The sequence below is a fragment of the Legionella massiliensis genome (assembly GCF_000756815.1).
Taxonomy (GTDB): Bacteria; Pseudomonadota; Gammaproteobacteria; order Legionellales; family Legionellaceae; genus Tatlockia; species Tatlockia massiliensis.
This window is the reverse complement of record NZ_CCVW01000004.1, coordinates 424282-450905: the sequence shown is the minus strand read 5'-3', so window position 1 is coordinate 450905 and position 26624 is coordinate 424282. Positions and strand designations below refer to the sequence as shown.

Below are 26624 nucleotides of genomic sequence, written 5' to 3'. Positions count from 1 at the left end.
GCCTTCCCCTTAGCTTATTTTTTCCCAAGTATCTTTAAGACCAACTACCCGATGAAAGGCACTTACCTTCCCTTGCTCCAGCTGATTTACCGCGTAATAACCTAAGCGTTCAAACTGGAAAACCTCATGCAAGGGCTGTTCAACCAAAGAAGGCTCACAAAAGGCATCTTGGGTTGTCAATGAATTCTTATTAAGGAACTGGAGAAAATCATCTTCACGCGCAGGGTTCGCATCATTAAACAAACGATCGTATTGATAAATTTTAATTGGATGAGCATGTTGACAAGAAACCCAGTGAATAACCCCTTTAACCTTTCTATCTTCAGGGTTTTTACCTAGGGTATTCTCATCATAGGTGCAGCGTAATTCAATAACCTCACCCTTGGAATCCTTAATAACTTCTGTACAACGAATGACATAAGCATGGCGCAGGCGAACCTCAGTCCCTGGTGCAAGACGGAAGTATTTTTTAGGCGGATCTTCCATAAAATCACTACGCTCAATATAAATTTCCCTAGCAAAAGGCAGAGTTCTACTTCCTGCGGTCGGATCCTGTGGATGATATTGTGCAGTTAATTGCTCGACCTTATCATCGGGATAATTTTCAATCACCACTTTTAAGGGTTCGAGCACGCCCATAGCTCGCTTAGCGCTGTTGTTTAATTCAGCACGCACACATTCTTCCAGAATGGACATATCAATCACGGAATCGCTACGTGAAATACCAATTAACTCACAAAATTGTTTAATTGCCGCAGGCGGATAACCTCGCTTACGCATGCCGCGTAAAGTAGGTAGGCGCGGATCATCCCAGCCTTCAACAACCTTTTCTTCAACGAGCAATCGCAATTTGCGCTTGGAGGTTACGGTATGAGAGAGATTTAGTCTGGCAAACTCTGTTTGCTCAGGCTGCGCTGGTAGGGTTAAATTCTCAATACACCAATCATATAAAGGCCTGTGATCTTGGAATTCTAAGGTACAAAGCGAATGGCTAATCATTTCCAAGGCATCAGAGATAGGATGGGCATAATCGTACATGGGATAAATGCACCATTCATCACCTGTTCGTTGGTGATGGGCATGCCTTATGCGATACAAAACAGGATCGCGCATGTTGACATTGCCTGATTGCATATCAATTTTGGCACGCAGCACATGCGTGCCATCAGCAAATTCACCGGCCTTCATTCGGGCAAACAAATCAAGATTTTCTTCAACTGAACGATTGCGGTAAGGGCTTTCTTTGCCTGGCTCTTGTAAGGTCCCACGATAAGCACGGATTTCTTCCATCGATAAGCTATCAACATAGGCCTTGCCCTGTTTGATTAGATCAACAGCAAAATCATAGAGTTCATGGTAATAATCAGAGGAATGGGTCATATCACACCATTCAAAGCCCAACCAACGCACATCTTCAATGATAGCGTTGACATATTCCTCTTCTTCTTTGATAGGATTAGTATCATCAAAGCGCAAAAAGCAACGCCCTTTGAATTCCTCAGCCAAACCAAAATTCAAGCAAATAGACTTGGCATGTCCTACGTGTAAATAGCCATTGGGTTCTGGTGGGAACCGGGTAATCACTTCCTGGTGTTTGCCGCTTGCTAAATCTTCAGTCACTAATTGTCGAATAAAATGTGTTCTTTTTTCACTACTTTCAGTCATGATTTTTTCCGTCTTTATCCATCGCCAACCGCATTTCACCTATAAGAGAAGCACCGGCTGCAATAGGGTCACCAGAGGCACTATAGGCCTCAAAAACTTGATTAACTAAGGCTGCGCCAACGATTACCCCATCAGCAAAGTTGGCAACACTGGCAGCCATTGCTGCTGTTTTAATACCAAAGCCAACCATTAGGGGAAGCCTGGTTTGTGATTTTCTATAGAGATATGACTCCTCAACCTTAGCCAATTCAAAATCACTTGAACCAGTCACTCCTTTAAGTGATACATAGTACAAGTAACCATTACCATAGTTATCAATCATCGCCATACGTTCATCAGTGGTCGTCGGTGAACATAGATAGATAGAGTGCAAGTTTTGTGCTTTCCAGATTGGGGCTACAGATTCGCTTTCCTCTGGGGGTAGATCAACCAAAATAGTTCCATCTACACCGACCTCATTAGCGCGCTTGGCAAATTCTTCATAGCCATATTGCTCAATGGGATTAACATAGCCCATCAATATAACTGGAGTATCCTTATCCTTCTCGCGAAAGGTTTTGATCATTGTTAATACATCGTCACAGCTGACATCATATTTCAACGCCCGCTCCATAGCGGCTTGGATTACCGGCCCTTCTGCCATGGGATCGGAAAAGGGAATACCGATTTCCAAAATATTAGCACCTGCAGCAACTAGTCCATGCATTAAGGCAACCGTCAACTCAGGCTTGGGATCCCCTGCCGTAATATAAGGACTTAACATTTTTTTATTACTAGCCTTCAACTGGGCTAAAGTTTTATCAATTCGATTCATAGCCAACCTCTTTCGCCCTTAGATTGAGATGTTGTCAATACTAGCCACCGTATGCATATCTTTATCGCCTCGCCCGGATAAATTGACAATTATCTGCTGCGAGGATTGCATAGTTTTGGCAAGCTTCATGGCATAAGCCACTGCATGGCTCGACTCCAACGCAGGAATTATTCCTTCTACGCGAGTTAAAGTACGGAACGCAACTAAGGCTTCTATATCAGTAATTGGTACATAACTTACCCGACCAGTATCTTTAAGATAAGCATGTTCAGGACCAACCCCAGGATAATCTAAGCCTGCTGAAACTGAATGGGTATCCTTAATCTGCCCGTGTTCATCACAAAGCAGATAGGTGCGATTACCATGTAAAACACCGGGTTTTCCAGCAATTAATGAAGCAGCGTGTTCGCCTGTTTCAAGACCCTTGCCAGCCGCTTCAACACCATAAATTGCAACCGATTGATCCTTTAAAAAGGGGTAAAACAAACCAATCGCATTAGAGCCGCCACCAACACAGGCAACCAAGGCATCAGGTAATTTTCCGGACTTTTCTAAAATCTGTGCCCGTGCTTCACGGCCAATAATGGCTTGAAAATCCCTGACCATTTGCGGATAAGGATGTGGACCTGCAACAGTACCAATAATGTAGAAGGTATTGTCTATATTAGATACCCAATCGCGCATCGCCTCATTTAAGGCATCTTTTAGCGTTTTTGAGCCAGCTGTAACCGGCACCACTTCGGCACCAAGCAACTTCATACGAAAGACATTGGAGGCTTGTCGTTTGATGTCTTCTGAACCCATATAAACAACACATTCTAAACCTAATTTTGCAGCAACCGTCGCCGAGGCAACACCATGCTGTCCAGCCCCTGTTTCAGCAATTATTCGGGTTTTACCCATGCGTTTTGCTAATAAGGCCTGACCCACAGTATTGTTAATTTTATGGGCCCCAGTGTGGTTAAGGTCTTCGCGTTTTAAATAGATTTTTGCTCCGCCAATTCTTTGCGTGAGTTGCTCGGCATAATACAAAGGTGTTGCGCGGCCAACATAGTCACTTAACTCAGAGGTCAACTCGGTTAAAAACTCTGGATCAAAACGATAACGCTGGTAAGCCTCTTGTAACTCTTTTAAGGCATGCATCAAGGTGTCGGCTACAAAGACACCACCATAAGGGCCAAAATGGCCATGTTCGTCAGGAAGTTCTCTCTCACTCATACTTTTCTGCCCCATACTGCTTCAACAAACTGGTTCATTTTTTCGTGGTCTTTAACGCCATGCGACTCTTCAATACCGCTGGAAACATCGACAGCATAGGGAGAGCATCTTTGCACAGCAGCACTGACGTTGTCCGCATTCAAGCCCCCTGCAAGGATAAACGGCTTGTCTAAATTATTAGGAATCAATCCCCAATCAAAGGTTTGACCTGTACCACCGCGACTTGTCGCGGAAGGTGTATCCAACAAGATAGCAGAAGCTTGATGATAAGCTTCACAACATTTATAAATAGCCGCTGCTGTATCAACTTGCATTGCTTTAATAAAGGGCTTCTTAAATTGCTGGCAGAATTCAGGGGATTCATCACCATGGAATTGCAACCAGACAATTGGCAACTCGCTAATAATCTCATCAACCAACAAGGAAGACGGGTTATCTAAAACTGCAACAACATCGACAAAGAGCGGTAATTTCCGCAGCAATTTTTTCGCCTGGGTAATAGAAACAAACCGCGGGCTTTTGGGCGAGAAGATTAACCCTATCGCGTCAACCCCCAAGGTAGCAGCATGCGCAATATCCTCTTCGCGCATCATTCCACACATTTTGATCCGCACACGGTTTGTTGTTATCACTTAGCGCTCCCAAAGAAAAAGCGGTCCTGGATTTGCCTGTATCACGCCAAATTCTTTCGGATAAGTAACAGCAACAAGATACAAGCCATAGGGAGGTGCTGTCTCAGCACCTAATCGTCGATCTTTAGCCTCTAACACTTCACCAACCCAACTTACTGGCCTTTTTCCTGAGCCTACGGCTATAAGTACACCGGCAATATTTCTAACCATATGATGCAGAAAAGCATTGGCAGTAATATCAATCATCACCAAATCGCCACTGCGTGTAACCTGCAGTTGATGCACATTTCGCATAGGGGTGTTTGACTGACACTCCACAGAGCGGAAGGAGGTGTAATCATTCTCACCGATCAAAAACTGCCCCGCCTGTTGCATAGCTTTATGATCCAACTGCCGATACTGCCAGGTCACATTGCTACGCAAAAGTGCAGGCCGGATAGGTGCATTATAGATAACATAACGATATCGTCGAGATACTGCAGAATAACGAGCATGAAAATTGTCTGGCATCTCACGCCCCCATTTTACACAAACATCCTTAGGTAAATATGAATTGGCGCCATGTATCCAGGAACGAATAGTTCGCTCCTTTTCACAATCAAAATGAATAATCTGGTTTGTTGCGTGGACTCCAGTATCGGTTCTACCCGCACAGACAACACTAACATTATGATCAGCGACCCGGGTTAATGCCTGTTCCAATACTTGTTGAATAGTATGAAGACCTGTCTGCGCTTGCCAGCCATGATACTGACTCCCATCGTATTCAACCCCTAAGGCAATACGCATGAGTATTTCCTGCTGAAAATGGCCAATGTATAACAACCCGCATGGGTTTGTCTAGTGACCCTTACGCCCTTTGTGCACTATTCAACCAGCACATTGCAAACACAAAGCACTTTATATTTAACAATTTACATAAATTATGATTGCAACAATAGTCGGGCTATTTCATAATCCGCACAAACTTCCCTCTATTTCTATCATGACTGCATTACTTCTTGACGGCAAAAAAGCGGCAACCCAGCTAAAAAAAGAAATTAAAGAAACCGTAAGCACAATGATTGCTAATGGCCAGCGCAGACCAGGTTTGGCAGTAATTCTAGTTGGTGATGATCCGGCTTCTAATATCTATGTTGCCAATAAACGTAAGGCCTGTGATGAGGTTGGATTTAACTCCTATGCCTATGATTTGCCGGCAAGTACCTCAGAAGAAGAGCTTCTGCATTTAATCAGTAGGTTGAATAATTCGAATGATGTTGATGGTATCTTGGTGCAACTACCACTGCCAGCCTCTATTGATGCCAACAAAATCATTGAGTGTATCAATCCAGATAAAGATGTTGATGGCTTTCACCCTTACAATATCGGCCGTCTTGCCCAGAGAAATCCTCTACTTAGGCCCTGTACACCCTTTGGAATTATTAACTTATTAAATTTCCATAACATCCCGCTTGCGGGCGCTAATACCCTAGTTATTGGCGCATCGAACATTGTTGGTCGTCCAATGGCCTCTGAGTTTCTATTAGCCGCCGCCACTGTAGCAGTCTGCCATCGCTTTACTAAAGATTTGGAGCGCTATGTTCGTATCGCCGATATTATTGTTGTAGCGACTGGGGTTCAGGATGTACTTGATGTTGAATGGTTAAGCGAGAAACAAATTCTTATCGATGTTGGTATGCACCGTTTACCCAATGGTAAACTGCGTGGCGACATTGATTTTGAGCGCGCTCAGGAGAAGGTAGCCTGGATCACACCAGTACCTGGTGGTGTAGGCCCGATGACTATTGCTACCTTATTGCAAAATACTCTAATAGCAGCCAAACATCGACAACCGCTCCCCTGAGAAACAGTGTATTAACTGTTGTGAATATGCCGGCTAGCGATCAAATTCATCCCAGTCAAATTCACCATCTAGCTCATCGTCTAATTCTTCTTTCAGACGTTTGCGCTCAAGCCTTTCTTCAAGCATTTTCCGTACTTGACGTTTATGACTCATCTTCTCCGTATCTTCTTCCTCTTCATAGGAATAATCTGAAACTGAGTGAAAATCGTCATCATCATATTCTCTTCGCAAGCCCATAGTTGTCTCCCTCGTAGCTTACAGGTGTACTTGTGAAAAATTTTCAGCAAGTACAACCTAAGTATAGTGCAAATATAATTTTTGTTTGGGGTTTTTAAAATTTTTCAAATTGGCTTAAAAACAGACATTTAGCACTATTTAGACAAAAGAATAAGACTTTCGTATACTAAAAAATTCATAGCAACTATTGGAACTTCGATGCCAAAGCCAGTGATTAAACATAAAGTATTTTTGGGTGATAGCCTTTCAGATAGAGGAATACTTGCGTTAAATAACTTGCTTGCGCTCGCAGGCGGGTTAACCGGAAACTCACCCCGTGGCCGCTTTGCAAATGGTTTTGGTTGGGTCGATTTGCTTGCTTCATTTGGTATGGCTGATCTCACTATTGATGAGATGAGAGCGAAGAGAAAGGCACTTGTCGAGGAGCTAGACAATGAACTTGATGAGGAATTCATAAGGATAAAACGCATTCTTACAAGTATCGATGAAAATGACTTGCCTGCTCTTTTTAAGCAGTTCAGAGGCTCATTCAATCTTGATAATCCCAATGAAATCCTATTCAAAGGTGAACGTTATATTCGTTCTTACGCTATTGGTGGTGCAACTGCAGCTGATTGGGATTTTAGCTGGGCTGAAATAGTCGAAGAACCTACAGATGATTTTGCCAGACTCGTATTATCTAACCTCGACAAGCAAAGAGAAGAGCTTTTCAAGGATGACTTAAAATATGGAGTTACAGCAGAAGAGAAAGCAACAACTTTAGTAACTGATTGGGCTGGTGCCAATGATTTAATCACTGTACATGATAATCCTACTAATGACATTGCAGATACAGCGGTAGACGCTCGGATCGCTAATATTGAAAAACTGATTGCAGCAGGTTACAGAAATTTTGTGCTTATAAACCTTCCTGACCTCTCTCTGACACCTAGATTTCAAAACTCTGGCAATCAGAGCGACATTGATAATGCTCATAATGTAACACTTCATTTTAATGAGCGATTAGCTGCAAAAATGCTAGAGCTTAAAGAGCGATACCCAGAATGCTTTTTTGATGTATTTGATACTAACGCAATTTTCACTGATGCCTACCACAATCCCGAAAACTATGGCTTTAGTCAGGAGCTTTTAACTGATTACTTCACTGAGTCAGAAAAATTTGAAGCAGATAAAAAGAATGTAGACTATCAAAATAAAAAAATTACTCCTGATAACAGAGGTAAGGAACATTATATGTTCTGGAATAATGTACATCCTTCAGCCTATGTTCAAGCTGTACTTGGAGCCAAATATGCTGATAAATATGATGAAATATTTGATTATCAAGCACCCAAGAAGCCAATCTATAAAATGGATGATGAAGTACAGGAGCAATTTTTAGATTATAAGGAAAGATTAAATCGGTTCAGCGATCATAAAGTGTCTGATAAACAAGCCTGGTCAATGTTTCAAGAGATGCAAAGACTTGAACAAGTCAAACAAAGCCAAGGTGAGGATGCGTTCAGAGAAAGATTCAAGAGAAATAGAACTATTCTTCCACTCCCTGCTCATGTGCGAGCCTCTATTGATGCAATACAGGAGCATGCAAATCAATTAGAAAGACAATTAGTTAATACAACAATTGCCAAGCAAAAAGCAGCCGTTTTGAATAAGCTATTGGCTGATATAAATCAGATCAGCACTAATTTATATTTCACCCCTAAAGAAAAGTTACAAGAGATTTTAAGGCTATTAAATGAGACTAGTAATAACGGAATTATTAATACCCATCAAAATCCAAAACTTGATACTTTTTTTAAGGAAAAAGAATATATAACAACTTCCTACGAATTATTAAATGGATTGATCGAGACCATCGAAAAGTCTATTCAACACGCTAGCTATAGAATAAGCATTCTAATTCAACAAGTTGAAGATCATGCTGAAGAACTGAGTAAAAGCAATAATAGTATAGCCAAAGACAAGGCAGTCGTGCTCAATAATTTAGCTATCGAACTCGGTGAAGCTGAAACTGACCTGCAAAAAATTCATTCTATCCTTGAAAAATATGAAGATGGGGAGAATTACCGCAAATTGGCAACTCATCAAAATCCAACCTGGGATAAGTTTTGTAAAAAGGAATCAACTCGCTCACAAGATTTATTAAAAGAGTTGCGTGATGCGGCCTATGATGCAAGGAATCTTCATATACAAGAAGAAGCTGATTCATCAATTCAGTTACACTGAGAAAATAGATAATAGGACACCCCCGTCACCCAAACATCGCCCGTCATCCCGAACATAGTGAGGGATCTCCGGGATTAGCACAGTGCCACACTCAGGAGATGTCTCTCTACGTTCGACATGACGTACGTATTTGTAATAGGGCCGGGCCTATTGCAAATATAGAGGCTAAATTTTAAAAAAGATCTTCTTACGATAAAGAATAGTTAGAACAAACAACCAGAAAAGCGTATAAGACAGGGCATACAATAAAGCCGCGTTTTCAGGCGAAGCCCAGCCAAATAAAGAATCGCAAATAAATACCTTTAAACTGAGGCTTGAGCCATCTGGTTCAGAAACACGAATGACTGCCTGTATTTTTAGGAATAGGACGTGGAGAATATAAGCCGCCATCGCATTTGAGCCAAAGATCTCAAAGGGCTTAAACCATTTGCTTATTTTCTTTATTTCAATTAGCCAATAGCAAAGCGCCAAAACCAATAGCGCCCACCCCCCAGTCCAGAGAACATAAGAGCTCGTCCAAAGCGTTTTGTTAATTGGAAACCATAAGCTCCATAGTCCCCCTGCTATCAAGGCCAAGAAACCCGAAGCGATTATTCCTTTCAACTTTTGTTTAGGACTAGAGCCTGTAAGAAGCCAGTAACCGGTTAAATTTCCAAGCAGCGCCGTTGCTATCGATGGTAAAGTACTTAGAAATCCTTCGGGGTCGTAAAATTTTCCATACAAATGGCCTGGCGCTAAAAACATACGATCAACATAGGCGGCTATATTCCCTTCTAGGGTTAAATTATTTGCCCCGTAGCCTGGAACAGTAACCCAGGTCATTAATAGCCAATAACCAAAGAGCAACCCCAACAGTATCAAAATTTGTGTACGAATACCTGTTGTTAAAAATAAAATTGAGCTGAAAAAATAACAAATAGCAATGCGTTGCAGAACCCCTAAGATACGCAGTGATGTCAAATCAAAATGGTTGGGAAGCACATTGAGCAAGAGACCCAGTAGAAAAATAATGAGGCTACGCTTGAAAATTTTGTTGGCTAATTGCTGCATAGTCAAATGACCTAGCTCTCGAGCTTTGGCAAGACTAAAGACAGACGACAAGCCAACAATAAAAACAAAAAAGGGAAAAACCAGGTCAGCCAGCGTACAGCCATTCCACGGCGAATGCTCAAGCCAGGCATAGGGGGTTTGATTGCCGGGGCTATTCACCAAGATCATCAAGGCAATTGTCAGGCCGCGAAACACATCGAGGGATAGTAATCGAGAATATTTAACGGTAGCACTCATGGATTTGCCACATACCATTTATGCGTTTCTGAGCGCGGTAAGGCAGTCACACCATGGGCATCAATAAAGGCAACAATTGCCCAGCGCGCAAAGGGTTTCCCGATATAAGCCTCATCAAGTTGAATTACATCATGCCAACCAGGTGAAAACTCATCAGAGTTAATAACTTGTTTAAAATTCGAAGAAAACATAAAAATTGCATTCCCCTCAGAATGCTCAACCAAGGTTAAATCCTCAGGACAGGAGCCAATCCTTAAGCCAGGACAACTTTCCGTAACGGCTAGGGTAAAAGAGCCTGCATCAAAATGAGGTTTGGCCAAATACTTACCCGATTCTTGCCAATCATATTTTAAAAACCGCAGTAAAATATGCACGTTCTCTGTGGCAAAAACTTTCTTTGTCGTTCCAGCAAATTCTTTGTCAAGAACAGACAAAATGTTAAAAACAGTTTGCGAAACAAAATCCCAAATAGGTTTTGCTTTAAACATAAAGTCTGCAACGACAGGATTATTAGCAAGGAAGTCTTCATAGCGCTTTAATATAGCAGGATGAAAATGAAAAAAATCCTTGCTGTCATTATAGATATGATCACCAGCATCCCGATGTTTATAGCCTACATCCCCTCTTCTATGCTGAGGGGCAATACTAAAATCGATATGATCTTTAACTTCTGCAGGCTCTTCAAGAAACTTAAAAAAAGCATTAACAGCCTGTTCAAGAATTTCTGGCTCTATGGGAAAGGGAACTTGAATATAATTCTGCGATTTTAAAAGATTTAAGACCATTTCTTCAGTTAAAATCATCTTGACTCTTAGTAACAGATCTTGAATGAAGGATAGTTTACTGAATATGAAATAAAGGTGTAAAGCTTTGAATTTTACAAAACGAAAGCTTCTACGCCTGCGCACTAGTTGAAGTGAGGCGCAAAAAAGATACAAGCCAATGAAAAGTCTACCCTAAAACCTAGGTTTTATACTTAACTAACTCATCTGTCCCTTAATGCTTTTTAAACCCCGTACTGGTATATCAATATGATAAATATAATGTTGGATAATTTGTTTGGCTTGTTCACTAGTCAAAGGTTTAGTGAGAGCCCCTTCCATGGTGTAATCATCACAGTCATATTTGACAATATCAGCTTCATAGCTAGTAAGAGCAATAATAGGCACATGGTGTTCTGTCCCATTTTCCATCTGACGAATTTTTTTAGATACCACATAGCCAGAAGTATCTTCTAAACCAATATCCATAAATACCAAATCGTATTTACCTGGTTCAAATAATAAGATTGCTCTATCCCCTGATTCAGCGACATCAACATGACAATCAAGTTGCATTAATAAAGATTGTGCTGCTTTTTGAGCAACTGAGTTATCCTCAACCATCAATACTTTTGCAGGTCTTCTAAGCTCATCATCTTCTTTTTTTGACTCTATAACTGAAAGATGCCTTTTGGGCTGAGCGTTATAGGCTTGCAACTGCTCTTTAACCTTGGTGAGTTGCTCTTTCAGGTTTTTAGTTTCAGTAATATCTATATAGATCCCTAGCAAACCAACTACCTCTTTGCTTTTATCGAACAAAGGAATACGCGTAGACTTGTAATAGACAATTTCATTATTTACGTTAACGACAGGGGCCTCTTCAACCTCATAAGTAGGTTCGCCCGAAACAATGACGTTAATGTCATCGCGTTTGAACATTTCCACTCTTTCTTGAGACCAATGTGCCATGGAGCGTAGGAGTTTATAGGGTGGATTATCTAGAATATCGTCTCGTTTTTGGATATCGAAAAGATCACGAAAATTTTTGTTGCATCCTGTTAATGTGCAATTTTTATCGAGTAGATAAACAATATTGGGCATGCAGTCTATGATATTTATATAGTATTCTTGCATATCAACAGCAGCCTTTTGGCTGGCAGACTTCTTTGCGCGAACCATATCTAATCTCCCTTATATTTAGTTTGCACCTCAAGTATAGTACATCTAATCAATACACATGCGCTGTAGAGCCCTCCTTAGGCTAAATTATTTCCTACTTTAAAGTTATGCTGATTTTTTAAAATTGAGCCTATTCAAACTTAAATTCTAACTATTGATTATTATCATAGATACGATATACATTTTTGGCAAATTTAAGCGCTATACCCTTCTACAAATAAGATGCCATTTTATCTTCAACAATTACTGTGTTTTCCCTTTAACTCAGCCAACAAACACCTTTTTTTCTATTTCAATTATTAGCTTACTAACTTCACTTTTTACGATAACCCCTTCAATTCTGTTGAAAATGCTTAAACACCTCAGTATGATGGATGACGCTCTAAATGACGATTATTCCGTCTTAGGGGTAATTGTATTAATAACATGACAAAAGCTCTTATCGCTTTGTTAGTTACTTCAATACCGATAGTTGTTTTGAGTCGGGCGCAATATATCTAAGCATGGAATGCTTGTTTTGATGGATTTCCAGTGATTCAGGATAAGAATCAAGGACTAGTGCTTGATTGGGTAGGTTTTGCTTTTTTGCAAACCTAAAAATATACATACTGATCAAATATAGATCTTGCAAATCCCATTGACTTTGCGATAACATGAACAGAATGCTTGCAAAATAGTCATGTTATAGGGAAGTTATGGCTTGGGAAGTAGGTCGTAATTTATTGCTGAAATGGAGATGTATTTATGTCACATGAAGGAATCTCTGTATTATCGTCAGATGAAGCTAATGAGGCTTCGGTTGCAATTTCGAGCTGGCGTAAACAAGACACTGTATGGATGTTGAGCCTTTATGGCACAGCAATCGGCGCAGGCACCCTTTTTCTCCCTATAAATGCAGGATTGCACGGCATCTGGCCCCTGATTATCATGACAATCCTTGCGTTTCCGATGACTTATTATTCACATCAGGCTTTATGCCGCTTTGTGCTTTCCAGTTCATCAGCAAACAATGGTATTACTGAAGTTGTCGAAGAACATTTTGGCAAGTTTGCCGGCAAGTTGCTCACGCTGCTTTATTTTTTCGCCATCTATCCAATTTTGCTGATGTATAGCGTTGCCATTACCAATACTACAGAGAGTTTCCTTGTTAACCAGATAGGGGTTAGTGCTCCGCCACGCGCCCTATTAGCTATTATTTTAATTATGGCTTTAATGGCGATTGTCCGTTTTGGACAAGAGATCATTGTTAAATCAATGAGTGTACTGGTTTATCCCTTTGTTAGTATTTTGATTATTTTGTCGCTCTACCTTGTTCCACACTGGAATGATGCAATTTTCCAGACCAAGGCCTTAACTCAATCTGGAACTAGCAATGGCTTTTTAATGACCCTATGGCTAACCATTCCAGTTATGGTTTTTTCTTTTAACCATTCCCCAATTATTTCTTCCTTTGCTGTAAATCAAAAGCAGACCTATGGCAAAGATGCAGAACTAAGAAGCTCAGGGATCCTGAAATATAGCCATATTATGATGGTCGTAACTGTGATGCTTTTCGTATTTAGTTGCGTGCTTAGTTTATCACCGCAGGATTTGGCCTTAGCTAAAAAGCAAAATATTTCTATCCTGTCTTATTTGGCTAACCACTTTCATACACCAACTATCGCCTATATCGCTCCAATTATCGCCTTTATCGCCATAGCGAAATCATTTTTAGGCCATTATCTTGGTGCAAGTGAAGGCTTGCATGGATTGGTTGTTAAATCACTTCGTTCTCGCGGTAAAACAATTAGCAGTCGGAAACTTTACACAATCATTGAGATATTCATGGTTATTAGCTGCTGGGCAGTAGCAACCATTAATCCTAATATCTTAACTATGATTGAAACCTTAGGTGGTCCTGTAATCGCTTTAATTTTGTTCCTAATGCCAATGTATGCCATTTTAAAAGTACCTGCTATGAGAAAGTATCGCCAGCTCTGGGCAAATATTTTTATCACCTCAATTGGTATTGTTGCTATCTCTGCAATTCTCTACAGTCTGATATCTTAAGGCTTGGCACGGGATAAAAAATAGAAATTTTCTAATCCGTTCCGAATCCCCGCGGCTTGACCGTGGGGCCTATGTGGCTTTCGCCACTGCCAGATCCCGCGGTCAAGCCGCGGGAATTCGAGTTTTTCCTGGAATTACACATTTTTGTCCCATACACAGGGCTTGAGAGGAGATTACTCTCCTACTAATGTATCTGCTATATTGATAACTTAAAGATTTATAAAAGGGACGTTTATAAAATGAAGCAGAATTATATCCTCAGCGCCTCGAAAGAAGGCTATCACAAGGTTGCCTATACTGAATGGGGCGAAGCAAGCCCAACCGCATCTACCGTTATCTGTGTCCATGGTTTAACCCGTAATAGCCGTGATTTTGATGCCCTTGCTGGCCATTTAAGTTCAGTGGGCTATCATGTCTTTTGTCCTGATGTTGTCGGTCGCGGATTAAGTAGTTGGCTTAAAAATCCTCAGTTATATAATTTTGAACGCTATACCACAGATATGAATGTTCTCATTGGCAGAACAGGCGCAAGTCAGGTCGATTGGATTGGCACCTCTATGGGAGGAATTATAGGAATGATGCTCGCTTCCCTTCCTAATACCCCCATTCGCCGTCTTATTCTTAATGATGTTGGCCCGCAAATACCCGTGCAATCTTTATGGCACATGGCTAAATATGTTGGTAAAGATCCTCAGTTTGTCTCTAAGGAGGACGCTAAAAAACATTTCAAGGTCATTTATGCTGAATTTGGCAAACTAACAGAAGAGCAATGGGATTATTTTACGGAACATAGTATTACAGAGCGGTCCCCAGGTGTCTTTAGATCTTGCTATGACCCAGGCATTCACGAAGTAAGATTAAAATGGCAATCCCTCAAGGAGCTTTTTTACAGTCCACACAAAGCACTAGAAGGTATCATTTTCGATATTGACCTATGGCCTTTTTGGCGACAAATTAAGTGCCCTGTATTAGTGATCCGAGGACAACAATCAAAACTGTTGCTACCTGAACATCTAAGAAAGATGCAACGACTTCATTCTAAAACGGAGGTCTATGAGATCGCAGATGCTGGGCATGCCCCTGCTTTACTTGAACCAGCACAGCATGAAAAAATTACAGCCTGGTTAGATGCAAGCAATGCCGAGCATAAATAAATAATTTTTACAAAAACCGCTGTCTTTTTATTGAATGTTTTTAACCCATAGTGTATATTTATGGGCTTTTTTGAGATCATGTAGAGCATTGCAAAAGTGTTAACTTCTAAAGCCGTTTTTCCTTTTTTTTCCTCGTCTAAAAAATTGGCTAATAGTAAAGGGATAAATCTTGCTAAATGGAAATTTACGACCTTTACACGATACGGAATGGAAACCACCTTATCAGAATATAGGCTAGCAGCCTCTTCTAGTCTTAACGGAAATATTATAAGAATCATTTTCCCCAAAGCTTATGATCATCATGCCGCTCAGACACATATTAAAAGCATCATAAAACCTTTTAAAGATTGCTTGGTGATCGGCACAACCCCCAGCAAACGTCTTAAAAAGGATTATTTAATCAGCATAGAACCTGGCCATAATTTTTGTTTCGCAATTGACAAGGATGGTTTGATAAAAGATTTAATCAGCAAAAGACCTAACACAGATAAGAAGCCTCTAGCAACACGAGCTCGTGTCCCTGATCCACGATATGGGGATTATGCGGCCAGAATAAGGATCTTTGCGCCACGTTTTTCTCAATCAATCGACGAAGACATTAATAAAGCATCTCAGGCAAGCTCACCTCTGTTTTTACATATCATTCCCTTTCAGCATGAATTAGGGATCAATCAATCAACTTATAGCAGCAATGCAAAACTTATTATTGAGCAAAATTCCCCCTATTCCTTGATGAGTACTATCCATCCTGAGTATGGATATTATCTAAGATCCAGTAATTGCAATCATGCCGTTGAGGGTGCAGTTTTTGGTATGGAAAGTGTTAACGACTCAGAAAACGCCAACTATGATTTATCCTGCCAGGAAGTAGCCATTAAAATTGGGGCAAAATTTGCCCTGTCTAAAAATGAATATATGGAATTAATTGAATTCTTAGGACTTAGTTCAGGCATAGAACCTGGAAAAGCGAACCAAGAAGAATACTTACCACTTTTTACCTGCTAAAAGCACTTACTTGCTAATCCAAAAATTATGAACGAATATGAATATATAAAACGAGTATTCAAGGATTGAGTTGTGAAATTATTATTTCTAGGCGTTTCAGCGGCTTACTGTCTTAATGATGGATCCTTTCAATCCAATATGTTGCTTGAAAGCAGTTCTGGACAAAAATTACTTATCGATTGTGGCTCGGATGCCCGACGCTCACTTCATGCCCAAGGTTTTAATCATAGCGATATCCATGCAGTGTATATCAGCCACTTACACAGTGATCATACAGGGGGACTTGAATGGCTGGGTTTCTCTCGCCGTTTTATTGATGGTAAAAAATCAGCTCTCTTCATTAGTCCAGATCAGGTTGAGCAACTGTGGCAAAACGTACTTCGCGGCGGGATGTCTTCTGTAGAGGATGAGGAAGCAACTTTATCAAGTTTCTTTGATCTTATACCTATCGAGAATAACTCTTTTATTTGGGAAAACTACCAATTCAAATTAATTAAAACCAATCACATGATCTCTAACGGCAAAATAATGCCAAGCTATGGCTTATTAATTTCCTCCAAGACTGAGAATATATTTATCACTACAGATACCCGCTTTTCACCTGAGTTGAACACAGTTTATGAGCAGGCAACGCTTATTTTCCAGGATTGCGAAACCTCTTCCCGCTCAAGTAATCAACATGCACGTTATGATGATTTGAGAAACCTTAGCCCAGATCTAAAGAAAAAAATGTGGCTCTATGACTATAATGAGGGCGAATTACCCAATGCCCAGCAAGATGGTTTTCTTGGATTTGTTGTACGTGGACAGCACTTTGTTTTTTAGAAAAAATTCCTTATATTATAAATAGTTATAGCATGCCCTTATAAAAAATCATTGCTTTTTATGTCATATCGTGTAAAATTTGCCCAGTTATGAAAAGAAAATTACTATATACCCTTATATTCGTCCTGCTTAGTCTAGGAATTTTTGCCTGGTGGAATCGCCCTCAGCCTCAGCCCCAAATTCAGCCTGAAGTGAAGGTAGAACCGCAACCGACAATCTATCTAAAGCAGAGAACCTTTAATGAACTACCTGGTTGGGATAATGCCAAGGTCAAAAAATCCTTACTCGCTTTTCAGGTTTCCTGTAAAACCTTTATTCGTCAGGATCCCGAAGAATTCGTAGGCAGTGAGTATATCGATTTAAAGGCTAAAGACTGGCAACCGGCCTGTCATGAGGCTCTAGCAATTCATCCTATTAGCGAGAAATCGGCAAGAAAATTCTTTCAGCAATGGTTTACCCCCGTTGAATTTAACGACAAAGAACCTGTTAGAGGCTTATTTACTGGTTACTACATGGCCTTTTTACATGGCAGTAAAACCAAAACAAAAGAGTTTAATGTCCCTATCTATGGCTTACCATCGAATCTCATTTCCATAAATTTGGAGCTCTTTGACCCTAGCCTTAAAAATCGTCGCTTCATTGGGCGCGTCGCTGGTGGCCAAGTTGTGCCTTATTATACTCGCGCTGAAATCAATAAAGGTGCTATTGCTAAAAAGGCAGAGGTGCTGGTATGGGTTAACAGTCATGTTGATAGATTATTTTTGGAGATACAGGGCTCAGGCACTGTAGAGCTTGAAGACGGCTCACGAATCTATGTGGGTTATGCCGGCCAAAATGGTGCCCCCTATACTGCTATTGCCAAGGTACTCATTGATAAGGGAGTAATGACCAGGGACAATGCCTCCATGCAGCATATTAAAAGCTATCTTGAAGCTCATCCCGAGGAAATGGATAAGGTGTTAAACCAAAACAAATCCTTTGTGTTCTTCCGTGAGCTCAAAGAAGATGCTGCCTTAGGCGCTCAAGGTGTTGCCTTAACACCAGGCTATTCCTTAGCAGTGGATCGCAAATGGATTCCCCTAGGCGCACCATTATGGCTAAAGACGACTCGCCCTGGTATTAAAGATCCTGACGATGCACAAGAATTGCAACGTCTAATGATTGCGCAGGATACTGGCGGAGCAATTCGTGGGTTAGTCCGTGGTGATGTTTACTGGGGTTCTGGTGATAGAGCAACCTATATCGCTGGACATATGAAGAATAAGGGTCATTATTGGTTGTTATTACCACGCCATAGAGTCACCTGGTTAGAAAAGGAATTTGCTTAGGCTGGGCTGACAAAAGCCCTTCTTTCAGGCCACCTAGTAGGTTACACGTCCCAACCCCGTCATCCAGAGCGCAGCGAAGGCTCTCCGGGATTAGCACCGCGCTTCGTTGAGGAGATCCTTCGCTACGCTCCCAAAGACGTACGTCATGTCGAACGTAGAGAGACATCTCCTGAGTGTAGCACTGTGCTAATCCCGGAGATCCCTCACTATGTTCGGGATGACGAGGTCTTTATCGATGTTTGCCCCAAAGGGGCTGGGGCGCTCTGGATGACAGGCTGCGTTAGGAGGTACAGGACTTACCTATTAACGCACAGGCTGTTCATCAGTTTGATCAAACATCCAAGTTCCAGGTTTTTCATTGCTATCATTGATATCTTTAACAACATCAACCATAGGCGCAGATTGATTAAGCGCCTCTGCCAAGCTAATGAAACGATAGCCGTTCTTCTTATACATTTCGATAATATCTCGCATACAATAGCTATTTAGCAAATTGGCGTGGATTAACAGAATTTGCTTAGCAGGCTGGTTTCTATTTTGAGCTATCCGCTCAGCCCTAAGTGTTTGACTCCAGATATAAGCCAAATATTTAGGCTTGATCCGTTGTAGAAGCTGCATTCTTAGTCGAGATGAAACAGAATATAATTTCGAATTAAAGAGAAAATCCTTAGAATCAACCGTTACTGGTGCGATGATATAGTTATTAGCAGCCAGATAATCCTGTACCTGCTGTTTCTTTTCTCCACGCCCTTCAGCTAAAAAAGGATAACGAAAATATTTTGGTGATGACATCAAGGGAGCAAGGATTTGATCCGCCTGTTCAATATTTTTTATATATTTTTCAGCGCCCGTTGTGTTCAAATTGATATGCGAATAAGTATGGTTGCCTACAACAAAACCGGCTTGCTGAAACCGCTCCAACCATTCCCATTGCCCCTTCTCGATGATCCCTGCTATCACAAAGCCGGTTGCTGGCACATTGTTATCGATGAGGGCCTGCATAATACTCGAGAATCGCTCCTCTTCGCGCTTTAACAGGGCTGCATTGTTGTTAGCAAAACCGACAAAGGGTAAGTCATCGATAGTGATTGCGATTTCGCGTTCAAAGGCAAAGCTTGAACCGGATAATAGCCATCCTAAAAAGCTAAGGCTCAAGAGATATTTTTTTAACATTGAGCGCCCCTTATTAATCCATTCTATTGGATTAATAAAGGTGCAATATTTATACCAGATGTCTAAGCAAATTAGTCATCAAACTCAAGCCATTGCAAAGACCATAATTCAAATAAAAAGGACTGATCCTGCTGTTTGCTAAGAAAGGGAGCGAGCATTTCCCTAGTTAACATCCTTGAGTTAGCCAGCATTTGCACTAATTCCCTAGAAACCTGCTCCACGTCCCACTGACAGCCATTTATAAAAAGAGCCAGCGAATTATCATTCTGTATTTGATAGGCAAAACGACAGAGGTTATTACGAATCAGACCAGAACCCTTAGCAAGCTCCTTACTAAAAGATTGCTGATCAAGGCTGTCCTCCTCGGAAGGATGGGGTAATAGGACTTCAGCCTGCTGATCTAAACGGGTAACAAAGCAACCAAACCAAGCTTGTAATTGTTGTTCATCGTCTAAAATATCTGACAGCAATTTTTTTGCATTTAACCAGGCTTGCTTTGGTACTTCCGTACTGCCCTCTGTTGCAAACCAATTTGGATCTTTATACAAAAGTGTTGATTGCTTATTCTCTGCGAGATATTCGGCAAAACTGTCCAACAATTCTTGCCCCTGGTAACTGCGATAACCAAAGGAATAAGTCATGCAATCTTCAGAAAGTGAAATACCATAATGGCCAACATGAGGAGGAAGATAGAGCATATCGCCTTCTTCAAGGATATATTCTTCTTCGACGAGGAATTCTTTCATTATCCTGAGTTCAACCTCTTTCAGATAATTCGATTCATCACAGTTTTTAGTGGTCAAGGACCATTTGCGCCGGCCTTGTGCCTGATAGAGAAATACGTCGTAATTATCATAGTGAGGCCCAACACTGCCCTGCTCGACTGCATAGCTAATCATGACATCGTCAAAACGCCATTGCGGTATAAAATCAAAATGCTCACAAAGTGCCGCAACCTCAGGAACAAAGCGATCAACACCCTGAACCAACAAAGTCCAGTGTGTTTTAGCTAAGCGCGCAAAATCCCTTTCCACAAAAGGGCCTCGTTTTAACTGCCAGTATGGTGCTTTTTGTGGGGTTTCCATTACCAGACGACTTTCAATTTCTTCTTCCATAGCTAAACCAGCTAGCTCGTCTGCTGTCAGGGCAGGTCTAAAATTGGGAAGTGCATTGCGAATCACTATAGGCTTTTTCTGCCAATATTCGCTTAAAAACTCTTGTTTAGTTATCTCTTGAAAATGAACCATTTGTTAAATTACCTAGCAAAAATCCGCGATTATTTCATGAGGGCTTTGTTAGTTACAACTTATCTTTTTCGGAATAAACCCCTTTTCACCTTTGATATTTTGATCATAGCTAACCGTACATTGCTTAATTTCAGTTGGTAAAGCCTGAGCCAATTGAATTAAAGTCTGGCTATATTCACAAACTAGATAAGTCGGATGCTCCGGACTAAAAGTCCACTTTGCTTCCTTATTATTCATCAGGTCTGGTTTAAGATTCGCCATTTCTTTGGGATGCCCTGAGTAGAAAGCGACACTATTAAGAAAATGATGCGGCTCAGCAACGATTATTTCCCAATTTGCCTGAGGGCTAGTCAGCTTTTGTGAGGTTTGAATTTCATTCGGGCATGTTGGGAATATGGAAGCAGCGGCAAATATTGATGGGGCAATTATAAAATTGATACCTGTAAAAAAAAATTTTAAACCTTTTGTTATCATTTAAGCACTCCTAGAATAATTTGTAACTTCATAGGTTCCCCTTAGAGGCACCGCCATTAAATTAAGGGCATTTGTCATTCCCGCGAAGACGGGAAACTATTTCTAGCTAAGCACAGTGCCAATGTAGAGATGGTTTCCCGCCTTCGCGGGAATGACAGAGCCTTCCTTAACTTAATGGCAGTTCCCCTTAGATGGTATTGTTGTGTAGCCTAATTTTAGAAACCCTCATCCGCCCTTCGGGCACCTTCTAGCAACAACCAAACTGGATAATTTTCAACCAAAAACCTATAATTCTTAAAGACCTGGATAAAACAAGGACAGTATAATGAGTATTCAAGGTATTGATAAACTGATCCTAAAAATAATTGTTTGTCTTGCGGTATTGCTAGCCTCGCTAGCACAAGCTAATTCAATACCGCAGCATACTGGAGCGACTAGCAAGACAATTGATCTCGCCTACTTTCGAGTCTACCGGGTTCAACCAGGTTGGTGGTATGGGCCTTACCTCTTTCCAGGCCGAGTTTATAACCATTCTTGCTCCAAAAGCTGCGTTTATAATCGCTATGGAGCTGTTATTCGCTGTACCCGTACTTGTTACTATTAACGCCCGTTATTAAGCAAAATAATCAATCAATCCTGTAGAAATTTTTGTTCTTTCTTCTACAGGTGAAGGATTGTCACCCTCGCTTTCCTTTATTGACCTTGGAGTATATTCTTGCTGGGATGAGTGTCGCTGATTTGCATTGGATTCGATATTAACCTCTAAAAGATTTAATCCCTGTAGTGTCATCATTTCACGTAAGCGTGGTATTGCCTGCTCAATCAAGTTGCCAACCTCAGGGGTATCAGTTCTGATATTTAACTTGGTTTCATCTTTGACGAGATCGATCTTAACTTCTATGGGACCGAGATCCTCGGGGTTTAATTTGATAATTGCCGTTTTAATTTTTTGTTGCCCTAGCCAGATGATTTGCTGATTAAACTGCTCGCTCCAATCAGAGCTTGTAATATTAGTTTTTAATGCAATATTGTTTGTCTCAGTCTCTTTTACCACATGCTGCCGCTGATTGAGTTCAGCAAAAGGGAGATTCTTTATTGTCGAATCCAAGCTACTGCTTTCATCTAAAGCCTCTGCTCTCTCTATATTGACCAGTTCAGGTGCAAGCTCAGGTTCAAGATAAGAACTAATTTCCAGCGCCGCCTCATTCTCAACAACGTTGAGATCTTCCCTGGGGCTCAGGTCATGCCGAAGATTGTGAGACATCTCCTTAGTCTCAAGAGCTCCCTCAATACGTTCAGGATGACTGAGGTTTTTATCGATATTTGTCTCAAGAACACTGGCTCTCTCGGGAACCTCTTTAGTTTGAATAGAAGGCTTGGAATTCAACTGAGTTTCTTGCTGCTCTAGTGCAATAGAATATTCGCTTTGTGCCAAATCTTGCGAAATAGCAGGAATAAATTGTGCAAGGGGTTGAGGTATTGACTCTTCACTAAGCTCATTATCGACCAGCTCAGTATTATCAACTTCCTCTTGTTGTTCTTCCTGCCTTAGAGCTTCACTCCTTGGTTGCAGTGAGGCGAAGTCTTCCTCAGGTTCTATTTCTACTATTTCCCGCGATCTAGTGGGAGGGACAAAGGATTCTGAGTCGAACCAGACTAAAGGCGTCCTGTAATCGTGTTCGTTATTATCTATTGCATTTACAACGGTTTTTTGAACTTGTTGGCTAGCCATAGAGTCAAGAGGCTCAGGTACTGAATCATTCTCTGTTCGAGATTCAATTTCTGTTGTCTCAGCCAATTGTTGCGAGTTAATTTTGCTTAACTGTTTATCAACAACCGGATTATCTGCAACAGAAAGAGTTGGTTGTTCTTCAGAAAGGAGGTCGCTAATTAGATCGGTAAAACTAGCTATATCTTCTTGAGCCACAGCCCCTTCGATTGTCTGCACGTCATTAGTGCTATCAATAGCAGTTGCTGCCTGTTGGGGTGCTAATAATTGGATTAAATCCATCATCCGAAAACTCCCTGCTGCTTTAAAATTCGCTCAAAGAGTTTTAATGCAAAATATATGCCATTTTGATTTCGACCTTTCGAACCGATACCTCCAAAAAGCAGTACAATTTGGGGGGAATAAGGGAAATTAGCAGTCTATACGTTCTTAGAAACGCGCAGAGTTCCTTTGCTAGTTAGGTAAATTCCAAGTCTCATTGCAGCGTAGGCTTGGTTAGTATGTGTAGTTGTGCTGAATTTAGTTTCAACACCTAGTGCACAAGGCCAGCCTTGAGCATGTTCAATCGAAATACGAGTATTATGATTTTCGTTGACTTGTTTAGCGACGTAGCTTTCCCAAGAGTTTCTAGGATAGATTGTACCATTAATTTTCACATTAGCACCATTTTGGGCAACATCTACAACATCGGTTCCATCTGGATCAGCAAGTACGCTCCTAAGAGGAAAGTTACTAGAACTAACCTTTGGATCAGCGATTGCTCGAAGAAAGATATCTAGGTTAGGATACTGAGTATGACTACTTCCATCTTATTCTATGGGATTCGCCCTCAACGAGCTGCTTAGTAGGCTTATCAATTTTCTTGGAAATTTCCTGGTTATTGATTAAAACCCTCAGATTTTGATTAAACGAATCAGACTTTTCTTGGAGTTCCCCTCTGCTAGCCCCGTAATGGCTATCTAGGACGTTATGTAGCTTACTATCATAAAGCCTCTTTAAAACTGTTAAAACGCTGTCATGTGCTTTTTGATCTGCTGATTTTCCTTTAAAAAAGGAACGATTATCTGGCATAAATCCAGTTGGAGTTCTAATCGCATTGGCTCTTATTTTTATATATAAATCATTAAGTTGCCCCATGGCAATTAAAGGATTTTGATCTAGCTTTCCATTTAATTCATCTTGGAATGCTTGTAAGTGCTCTAAAATATCATTCGCATCAGCATGTTTAAGGAATCTCGTAGGCAAGGAAATATTAGTTTGAGCCCCAGCTTGCATTAGCTTTACGCCCAAATGGCAATACTGCCTAGATAGAGCTATATCAAGTATTGTCTTTCCAGTTCTATCTTTTGTATTTAAATCGACGCCTTCATCTAAAAGATAATTTGCTAATTGAACAAATTGATTTTCTTCTGCTCGTGATGGATAAGTACTGATCGCTCTATTATAAAGTCCTTGATGAAAGGGGTTTCTACCCTCAATGTTCAACTGACTAAGCATGCCACTATCTATTTCTATAATCTTTTCTAGCATGGGCATATCACACCAGGCATCCATTGCCCGATGTAAGAGATTATTTTCTTCATAGTTATTATAAGTCACTCGTGATCCCATCTCTAACAGCATTGACGCAACCCCGTAATCTTTGAGGGTAATTGCAACAAATATTGGAGGAGGCACATCCTTTGCAAAGCGGTTAACTAAGGTTCTATCTTTATCTAGCAACATTTTAGCCATGGCTACTCTATGTTTTGGAGCTGCATAAAGAACAGAGTGTAAGCATGTGGAACCATGTACATCAGTTAAGGTTGTGTCAGCCCCCTTTTTCAATAAATAACGTGCTAGACGCACATCTCCGCCATTAACAGCGACCATTAGAGCTGTTGCATTATCCTCGTTTAACGGAGTATCTATGTGCATTCCAGCCTGCAAAAACGCCCTAACAAGCCCTATAGACCCCAGCCTGACGGCAACTTCAAAGGCATCTCGGCTTGCAAGAATTTTCGGATTGCGCTCAACAATTTTCTTGAAGGAATCTATATCTTTGCGGTTAACTATTTCCATTAAAAGCTCATTAGAGATATCAACTTCAGGATTTAGTAAGGTATCAAAGGTAGTTAATTTGTTACTTTTATAGGCTATCGTTACCGCAGAACTACCTTGATTATCTAATTCATTGACCCGAACTAAATTTGTAATCGTTAAACTTGCCACCACCTCTGGACTACCAAATTCAGCGGCATAATGGAAGGCTGTCTTCCCCTGATTGTCTTTTATATTCAATATTTCAATAGCATCTTTATGACTCATTAGAGCACTTAATACCTTTCCCATTATTTTCATATTTCCATACTCAGCAGCATAGTGCAGTGCTGTTTTACCGTTGTAGTCTCGAATTGATAAGTCTGCACCTGCCTCAAGTAGCTGATCGATCATTGCACTATTGTGCATCATAATAGCTAAATGGATAGGCGTTCTACCAACATAAAGAGGAGGCGCGCCCTGCTCTATACGCTTATTAATTTGATCTGGATTTTTGGCTATCATCACAGCTATTAAGTCCTCTTCAGCAAGATAAACAGCCGCGCTGTGAAGAGGATATTTCTTACTTAGAGAAGAAATACTCTCTTGCAGGTTATCTTCAGCTGATCCAATAACTTGCTCTGGAAAACTAGTTCCTCGAATCTCACCATAGGCAGGACTATCCAACATTGCTGTGAATTGCGCTCTATCCTCGAAGGTCGAATGATAGCCGTATAAAGAAATCGCTTTTTCATGGCTTTCAATAATGGTCATCGTATTAAGCATTGCTTCTTTGATGACATCGACCAATTCCTCAGCACTATATAAGTCAAAAACATTGGGCTCATAAAAAGTGGCAGGTGGCAAACCATGTTGCATAAGAAGAATATTTAATAAATTATTTGCGAAGGTTCTACCATTAGCATCTTTAAAGGGGTGCAGTACTTCATATTGTCGAATATGTTTCGCAATCACCAGAAGCTTTTGATCGATTGTTTGAGCCTCTTTGATTTCACTGTTATAGGATTGCGTAATCGCTTCCAGATAGACCTCAACATTTTGTCTCACCGCGACAAAAAAATGACTTGCCTCACTGAAACCTTTTTCGCACATATCGTCATAGATCTGTTTAGCAAGTTCAGGAATCTGCTCGGGTTTTAAGTCTTTGAAATAATCATGCTCAAATTTGGGCGCAAAGATCCCTGCTGTTCCAGGTCCAAAACCTGCACCGCTTTCAATAAGGAAATGGAGACGCAAGAATTCTTCAATACCTTTTATTGAGGCACGACTAGCGGGAATTCCAAAGGATACGGGCTCGCTAGTCCTTGGTTCACCGGGGCTTTTATCCTCTAACTCTTCTACTTTCCGGCCACACTTTCTATGAATAGACTTTATGAAATCAACGCTTAATTCAAAGTCATCTTCAACCTCTAAAGCGCTTGAACATAAACTCTCCAAGGCCGCATTCAGCGAGCCAGGTTCTCTTGACTCATAACCATGCCAGCCATTTTCTTTTACCCAAAAACGACCATCAACAAAGAGTCTCCAAATTTCTTCTTGTGGATAAGCTTTAAGGAATGCAAGACCTGGTAATTTTGCCATGACATCACCATTCGCGGTGTAATTTTATTACAATTATAGCTCGTCATGGACAATATTTTATCATTATGTGTTTGTTTTGACTTATTCGGTTGCAGAGGGCCTCACATAGCCCCCCTTCCGCCCTGCGGCACTTTAGAAGAAACTCTGCTGGAAG

The 26624-nt window shown here is 40.8% G+C and carries 23 protein-coding genes; 8 read left to right on the top strand and 15 right to left on the bottom strand.

Translation table 11 applies throughout. The features are described 5' to 3' along the window. Positions 1-9: 9 nt before the first annotated feature. Genes BN1094_RS16720 through truA form a run of 5 tightly spaced genes read right to left on the bottom strand, consistent with a single transcriptional unit; the run spans position 10 to position 5118 of the window. Positions 10-1665, bottom strand: a complete 1656-nt coding sequence (locus BN1094_RS16720; RefSeq protein WP_044012285.1) for a glutamine--tRNA ligase/YqeY domain fusion protein — start codon at positions 1663-1665, stop codon at positions 10-12. Next, positions 1658-2479, bottom strand: coding sequence for a tryptophan synthase subunit alpha (gene trpA, locus BN1094_RS16715; RefSeq protein WP_044012284.1), 822 nt, complete (start codon positions 2477-2479; stop codon positions 1658-1660). Before trpA ends, BN1094_RS16720 begins: the two co-directional genes overlap by 8 nt. Before the next feature lie 18 nt (positions 2480-2497). Then, positions 2498-3697, bottom strand: coding sequence for a tryptophan synthase subunit beta (gene trpB, locus BN1094_RS16710; protein ID WP_044012283.1), 1200 nt, complete (start codon positions 3695-3697; stop codon positions 2498-2500). Further along, a complete protein-coding gene (locus BN1094_RS16705; RefSeq protein ID WP_044012592.1) occupies positions 3694-4326 on the bottom strand; it encodes a phosphoribosylanthranilate isomerase in 633 nt (210 codons plus the stop codon). Before BN1094_RS16705 ends, trpB begins: the two co-directional genes overlap by 4 nt. A gap of 3 nt (positions 4327-4329) precedes the next feature. Then, positions 4330-5118, bottom strand: coding sequence for a tRNA pseudouridine(38-40) synthase TruA (gene truA / locus BN1094_RS16700; RefSeq protein WP_044012282.1), 789 nt, complete (start codon positions 5116-5118; stop codon positions 4330-4332). Between the two features lie 196 nt (positions 5119-5314). Between truA and folD the strand changes: the two genes are divergently transcribed. Further along, positions 5315-6175: a bifunctional methylenetetrahydrofolate dehydrogenase/methenyltetrahydrofolate cyclohydrolase FolD gene (folD, locus tag BN1094_RS16695; protein WP_044012591.1), complete on the top strand. Its 861-nt coding sequence runs from the start codon at positions 5315-5317 to the stop codon at positions 6173-6175. A gap of 33 nt (positions 6176-6208) precedes the next feature. Here the strand turns inward: folD and BN1094_RS16690 are convergent, their stop codons facing one another. After that, a complete protein-coding gene (locus BN1094_RS16690) occupies positions 6209-6412 on the bottom strand; it encodes a PA3496 family putative envelope integrity protein (RefSeq protein WP_044012281.1) in 204 nt (67 codons plus the stop codon). A 198-nt stretch (positions 6413-6610) separates the two neighbouring features. On the opposite strand from BN1094_RS16690, the gene BN1094_RS16685 reads away from it, so the two are divergent. After that, positions 6611-8638, top strand: a complete 2028-nt coding sequence (locus BN1094_RS16685) for an SGNH/GDSL hydrolase family protein (protein ID WP_044012280.1) — start codon at positions 6611-6613, stop codon at positions 8636-8638. A gap of 165 nt (positions 8639-8803) precedes the next feature. On the opposite strand, the gene BN1094_RS16680 is transcribed toward BN1094_RS16685, so the two are convergent. The 3 genes from BN1094_RS16680 to BN1094_RS16670 form a co-directional block, all read right to left on the bottom strand. After that, the gene (locus BN1094_RS16680; protein WP_044012279.1) at positions 8804-9925 is read right to left on the bottom strand and encodes an acyltransferase family protein; all 1122 of its coding nucleotides are present in this window, start codon (positions 9923-9925) and stop codon (positions 8804-8806) included. Further along, positions 9922-10728: a hypothetical protein gene (locus BN1094_RS16675; RefSeq protein ID WP_044012278.1), complete on the bottom strand. Its 807-nt coding sequence runs from the start codon at positions 10726-10728 to the stop codon at positions 9922-9924. Before BN1094_RS16675 ends, BN1094_RS16680 begins: the two co-directional genes overlap by 4 nt. Positions 10729-10905: 177 nt before the next feature. Then, positions 10906-11865 (bottom strand): response regulator, encoded by a 960-nt coding sequence (locus BN1094_RS16670; protein ID WP_044012277.1) that lies wholly within the window; start codon positions 11863-11865, stop codon positions 10906-10908. Positions 11866-12609: 744 nt separating this feature from the next. Here BN1094_RS16670 and BN1094_RS16660 point away from each other — a divergent pair. From BN1094_RS16660 to mltA, 5 genes are all read left to right on the top strand, one after another. Next, complete coding sequence (locus tag BN1094_RS16660; RefSeq protein WP_044012275.1) at positions 12610-13914, top strand: serine/threonine transporter; 1305 nt, start codon at positions 12610-12612, stop codon at positions 13912-13914. A gap of 239 nt (positions 13915-14153) precedes the next feature. After that, positions 14154-15068, top strand: a complete 915-nt coding sequence (locus tag BN1094_RS16655) for an alpha/beta fold hydrolase (RefSeq protein WP_044012274.1) — start codon at positions 14154-14156, stop codon at positions 15066-15068. Positions 15069-15164: 96 nt separating this feature from the next. Then, entirely contained in the window at positions 15165-16073 is a 909-nt protein-coding gene (locus tag BN1094_RS16650; protein ID WP_141650505.1) for a hypothetical protein, read from the top strand. 72 nt (positions 16074-16145) lie between these two features. Beyond that, positions 16146-16898, top strand: a complete 753-nt coding sequence (locus tag BN1094_RS16645; protein ID WP_044012272.1) for an MBL fold metallo-hydrolase — start codon at positions 16146-16148, stop codon at positions 16896-16898. A gap of 89 nt (positions 16899-16987) precedes the next feature. After that, positions 16988-18226 (top strand): murein transglycosylase A, encoded by a 1239-nt coding sequence (gene mltA, locus BN1094_RS16640; RefSeq protein ID WP_044012271.1) that lies wholly within the window; start codon positions 16988-16990, stop codon positions 18224-18226. 303 nt (positions 18227-18529) lie between these two features. Here mltA and BN1094_RS16635 read toward each other — a convergent pair whose 3' ends face one another. From BN1094_RS16635 to BN1094_RS16625, 3 genes are all read right to left on the bottom strand, one after another. Continuing rightward, positions 18530-19399 carry a polysaccharide deacetylase family protein gene (locus BN1094_RS16635; protein ID WP_044012270.1) on the bottom strand — a complete coding sequence of 290 codons (870 nt, stop codon included), beginning with the start codon at positions 19397-19399 and terminating at the stop codon, positions 18530-18532. A gap of 71 nt (positions 19400-19470) precedes the next feature. Then, entirely contained in the window at positions 19471-20646 is a 1176-nt protein-coding gene (locus BN1094_RS16630; RefSeq protein WP_044012268.1) for a JmjC domain-containing protein, read from the bottom strand. A gap of 48 nt (positions 20647-20694) precedes the next feature. Continuing rightward, positions 20695-21120: an STY0301 family protein gene (locus BN1094_RS16625; RefSeq protein ID WP_044012267.1), complete on the bottom strand. Its 426-nt coding sequence runs from the start codon at positions 21118-21120 to the stop codon at positions 20695-20697. A 325-nt stretch (positions 21121-21445) separates the two neighbouring features. On the opposite strand from BN1094_RS16625, the gene BN1094_RS16620 reads away from it, so the two are divergent. Beyond that, positions 21446-21724 carry a hypothetical protein gene (locus BN1094_RS16620; protein ID WP_044012266.1) on the top strand — a complete coding sequence of 93 codons (279 nt, stop codon included), beginning with the start codon at positions 21446-21448 and terminating at the stop codon, positions 21722-21724. A gap of 9 nt (positions 21725-21733) precedes the next feature. Here the strand turns inward: BN1094_RS16620 and BN1094_RS16615 are convergent, their stop codons facing one another. The 3 genes from BN1094_RS16615 to ankX all read right to left on the bottom strand — a co-directional run bounded on the left by BN1094_RS16615 (position 21734) and on the right by ankX (position 26470). Continuing rightward, positions 21734-23134 carry a flagellar hook-length control protein FliK gene (locus BN1094_RS16615; protein WP_044012265.1) on the bottom strand — a complete coding sequence of 467 codons (1401 nt, stop codon included), beginning with the start codon at positions 23132-23134 and terminating at the stop codon, positions 21734-21736. Positions 23135-23268: 134 nt separating this feature from the next. Continuing rightward, entirely contained in the window at positions 23269-23505 is a 237-nt protein-coding gene (locus BN1094_RS16610) for a hypothetical protein (protein ID WP_044012264.1), read from the bottom strand. Between the two features lie 142 nt (positions 23506-23647). Then, a complete protein-coding gene (gene ankX, locus BN1094_RS16605) occupies positions 23648-26470 on the bottom strand; it encodes a Dot/Icm T4SS effector AnkN/AnkX/LegA8 (RefSeq protein WP_044012263.1) in 2823 nt (940 codons plus the stop codon). Positions 26471-26624: the final 154 nt, after the last annotated feature.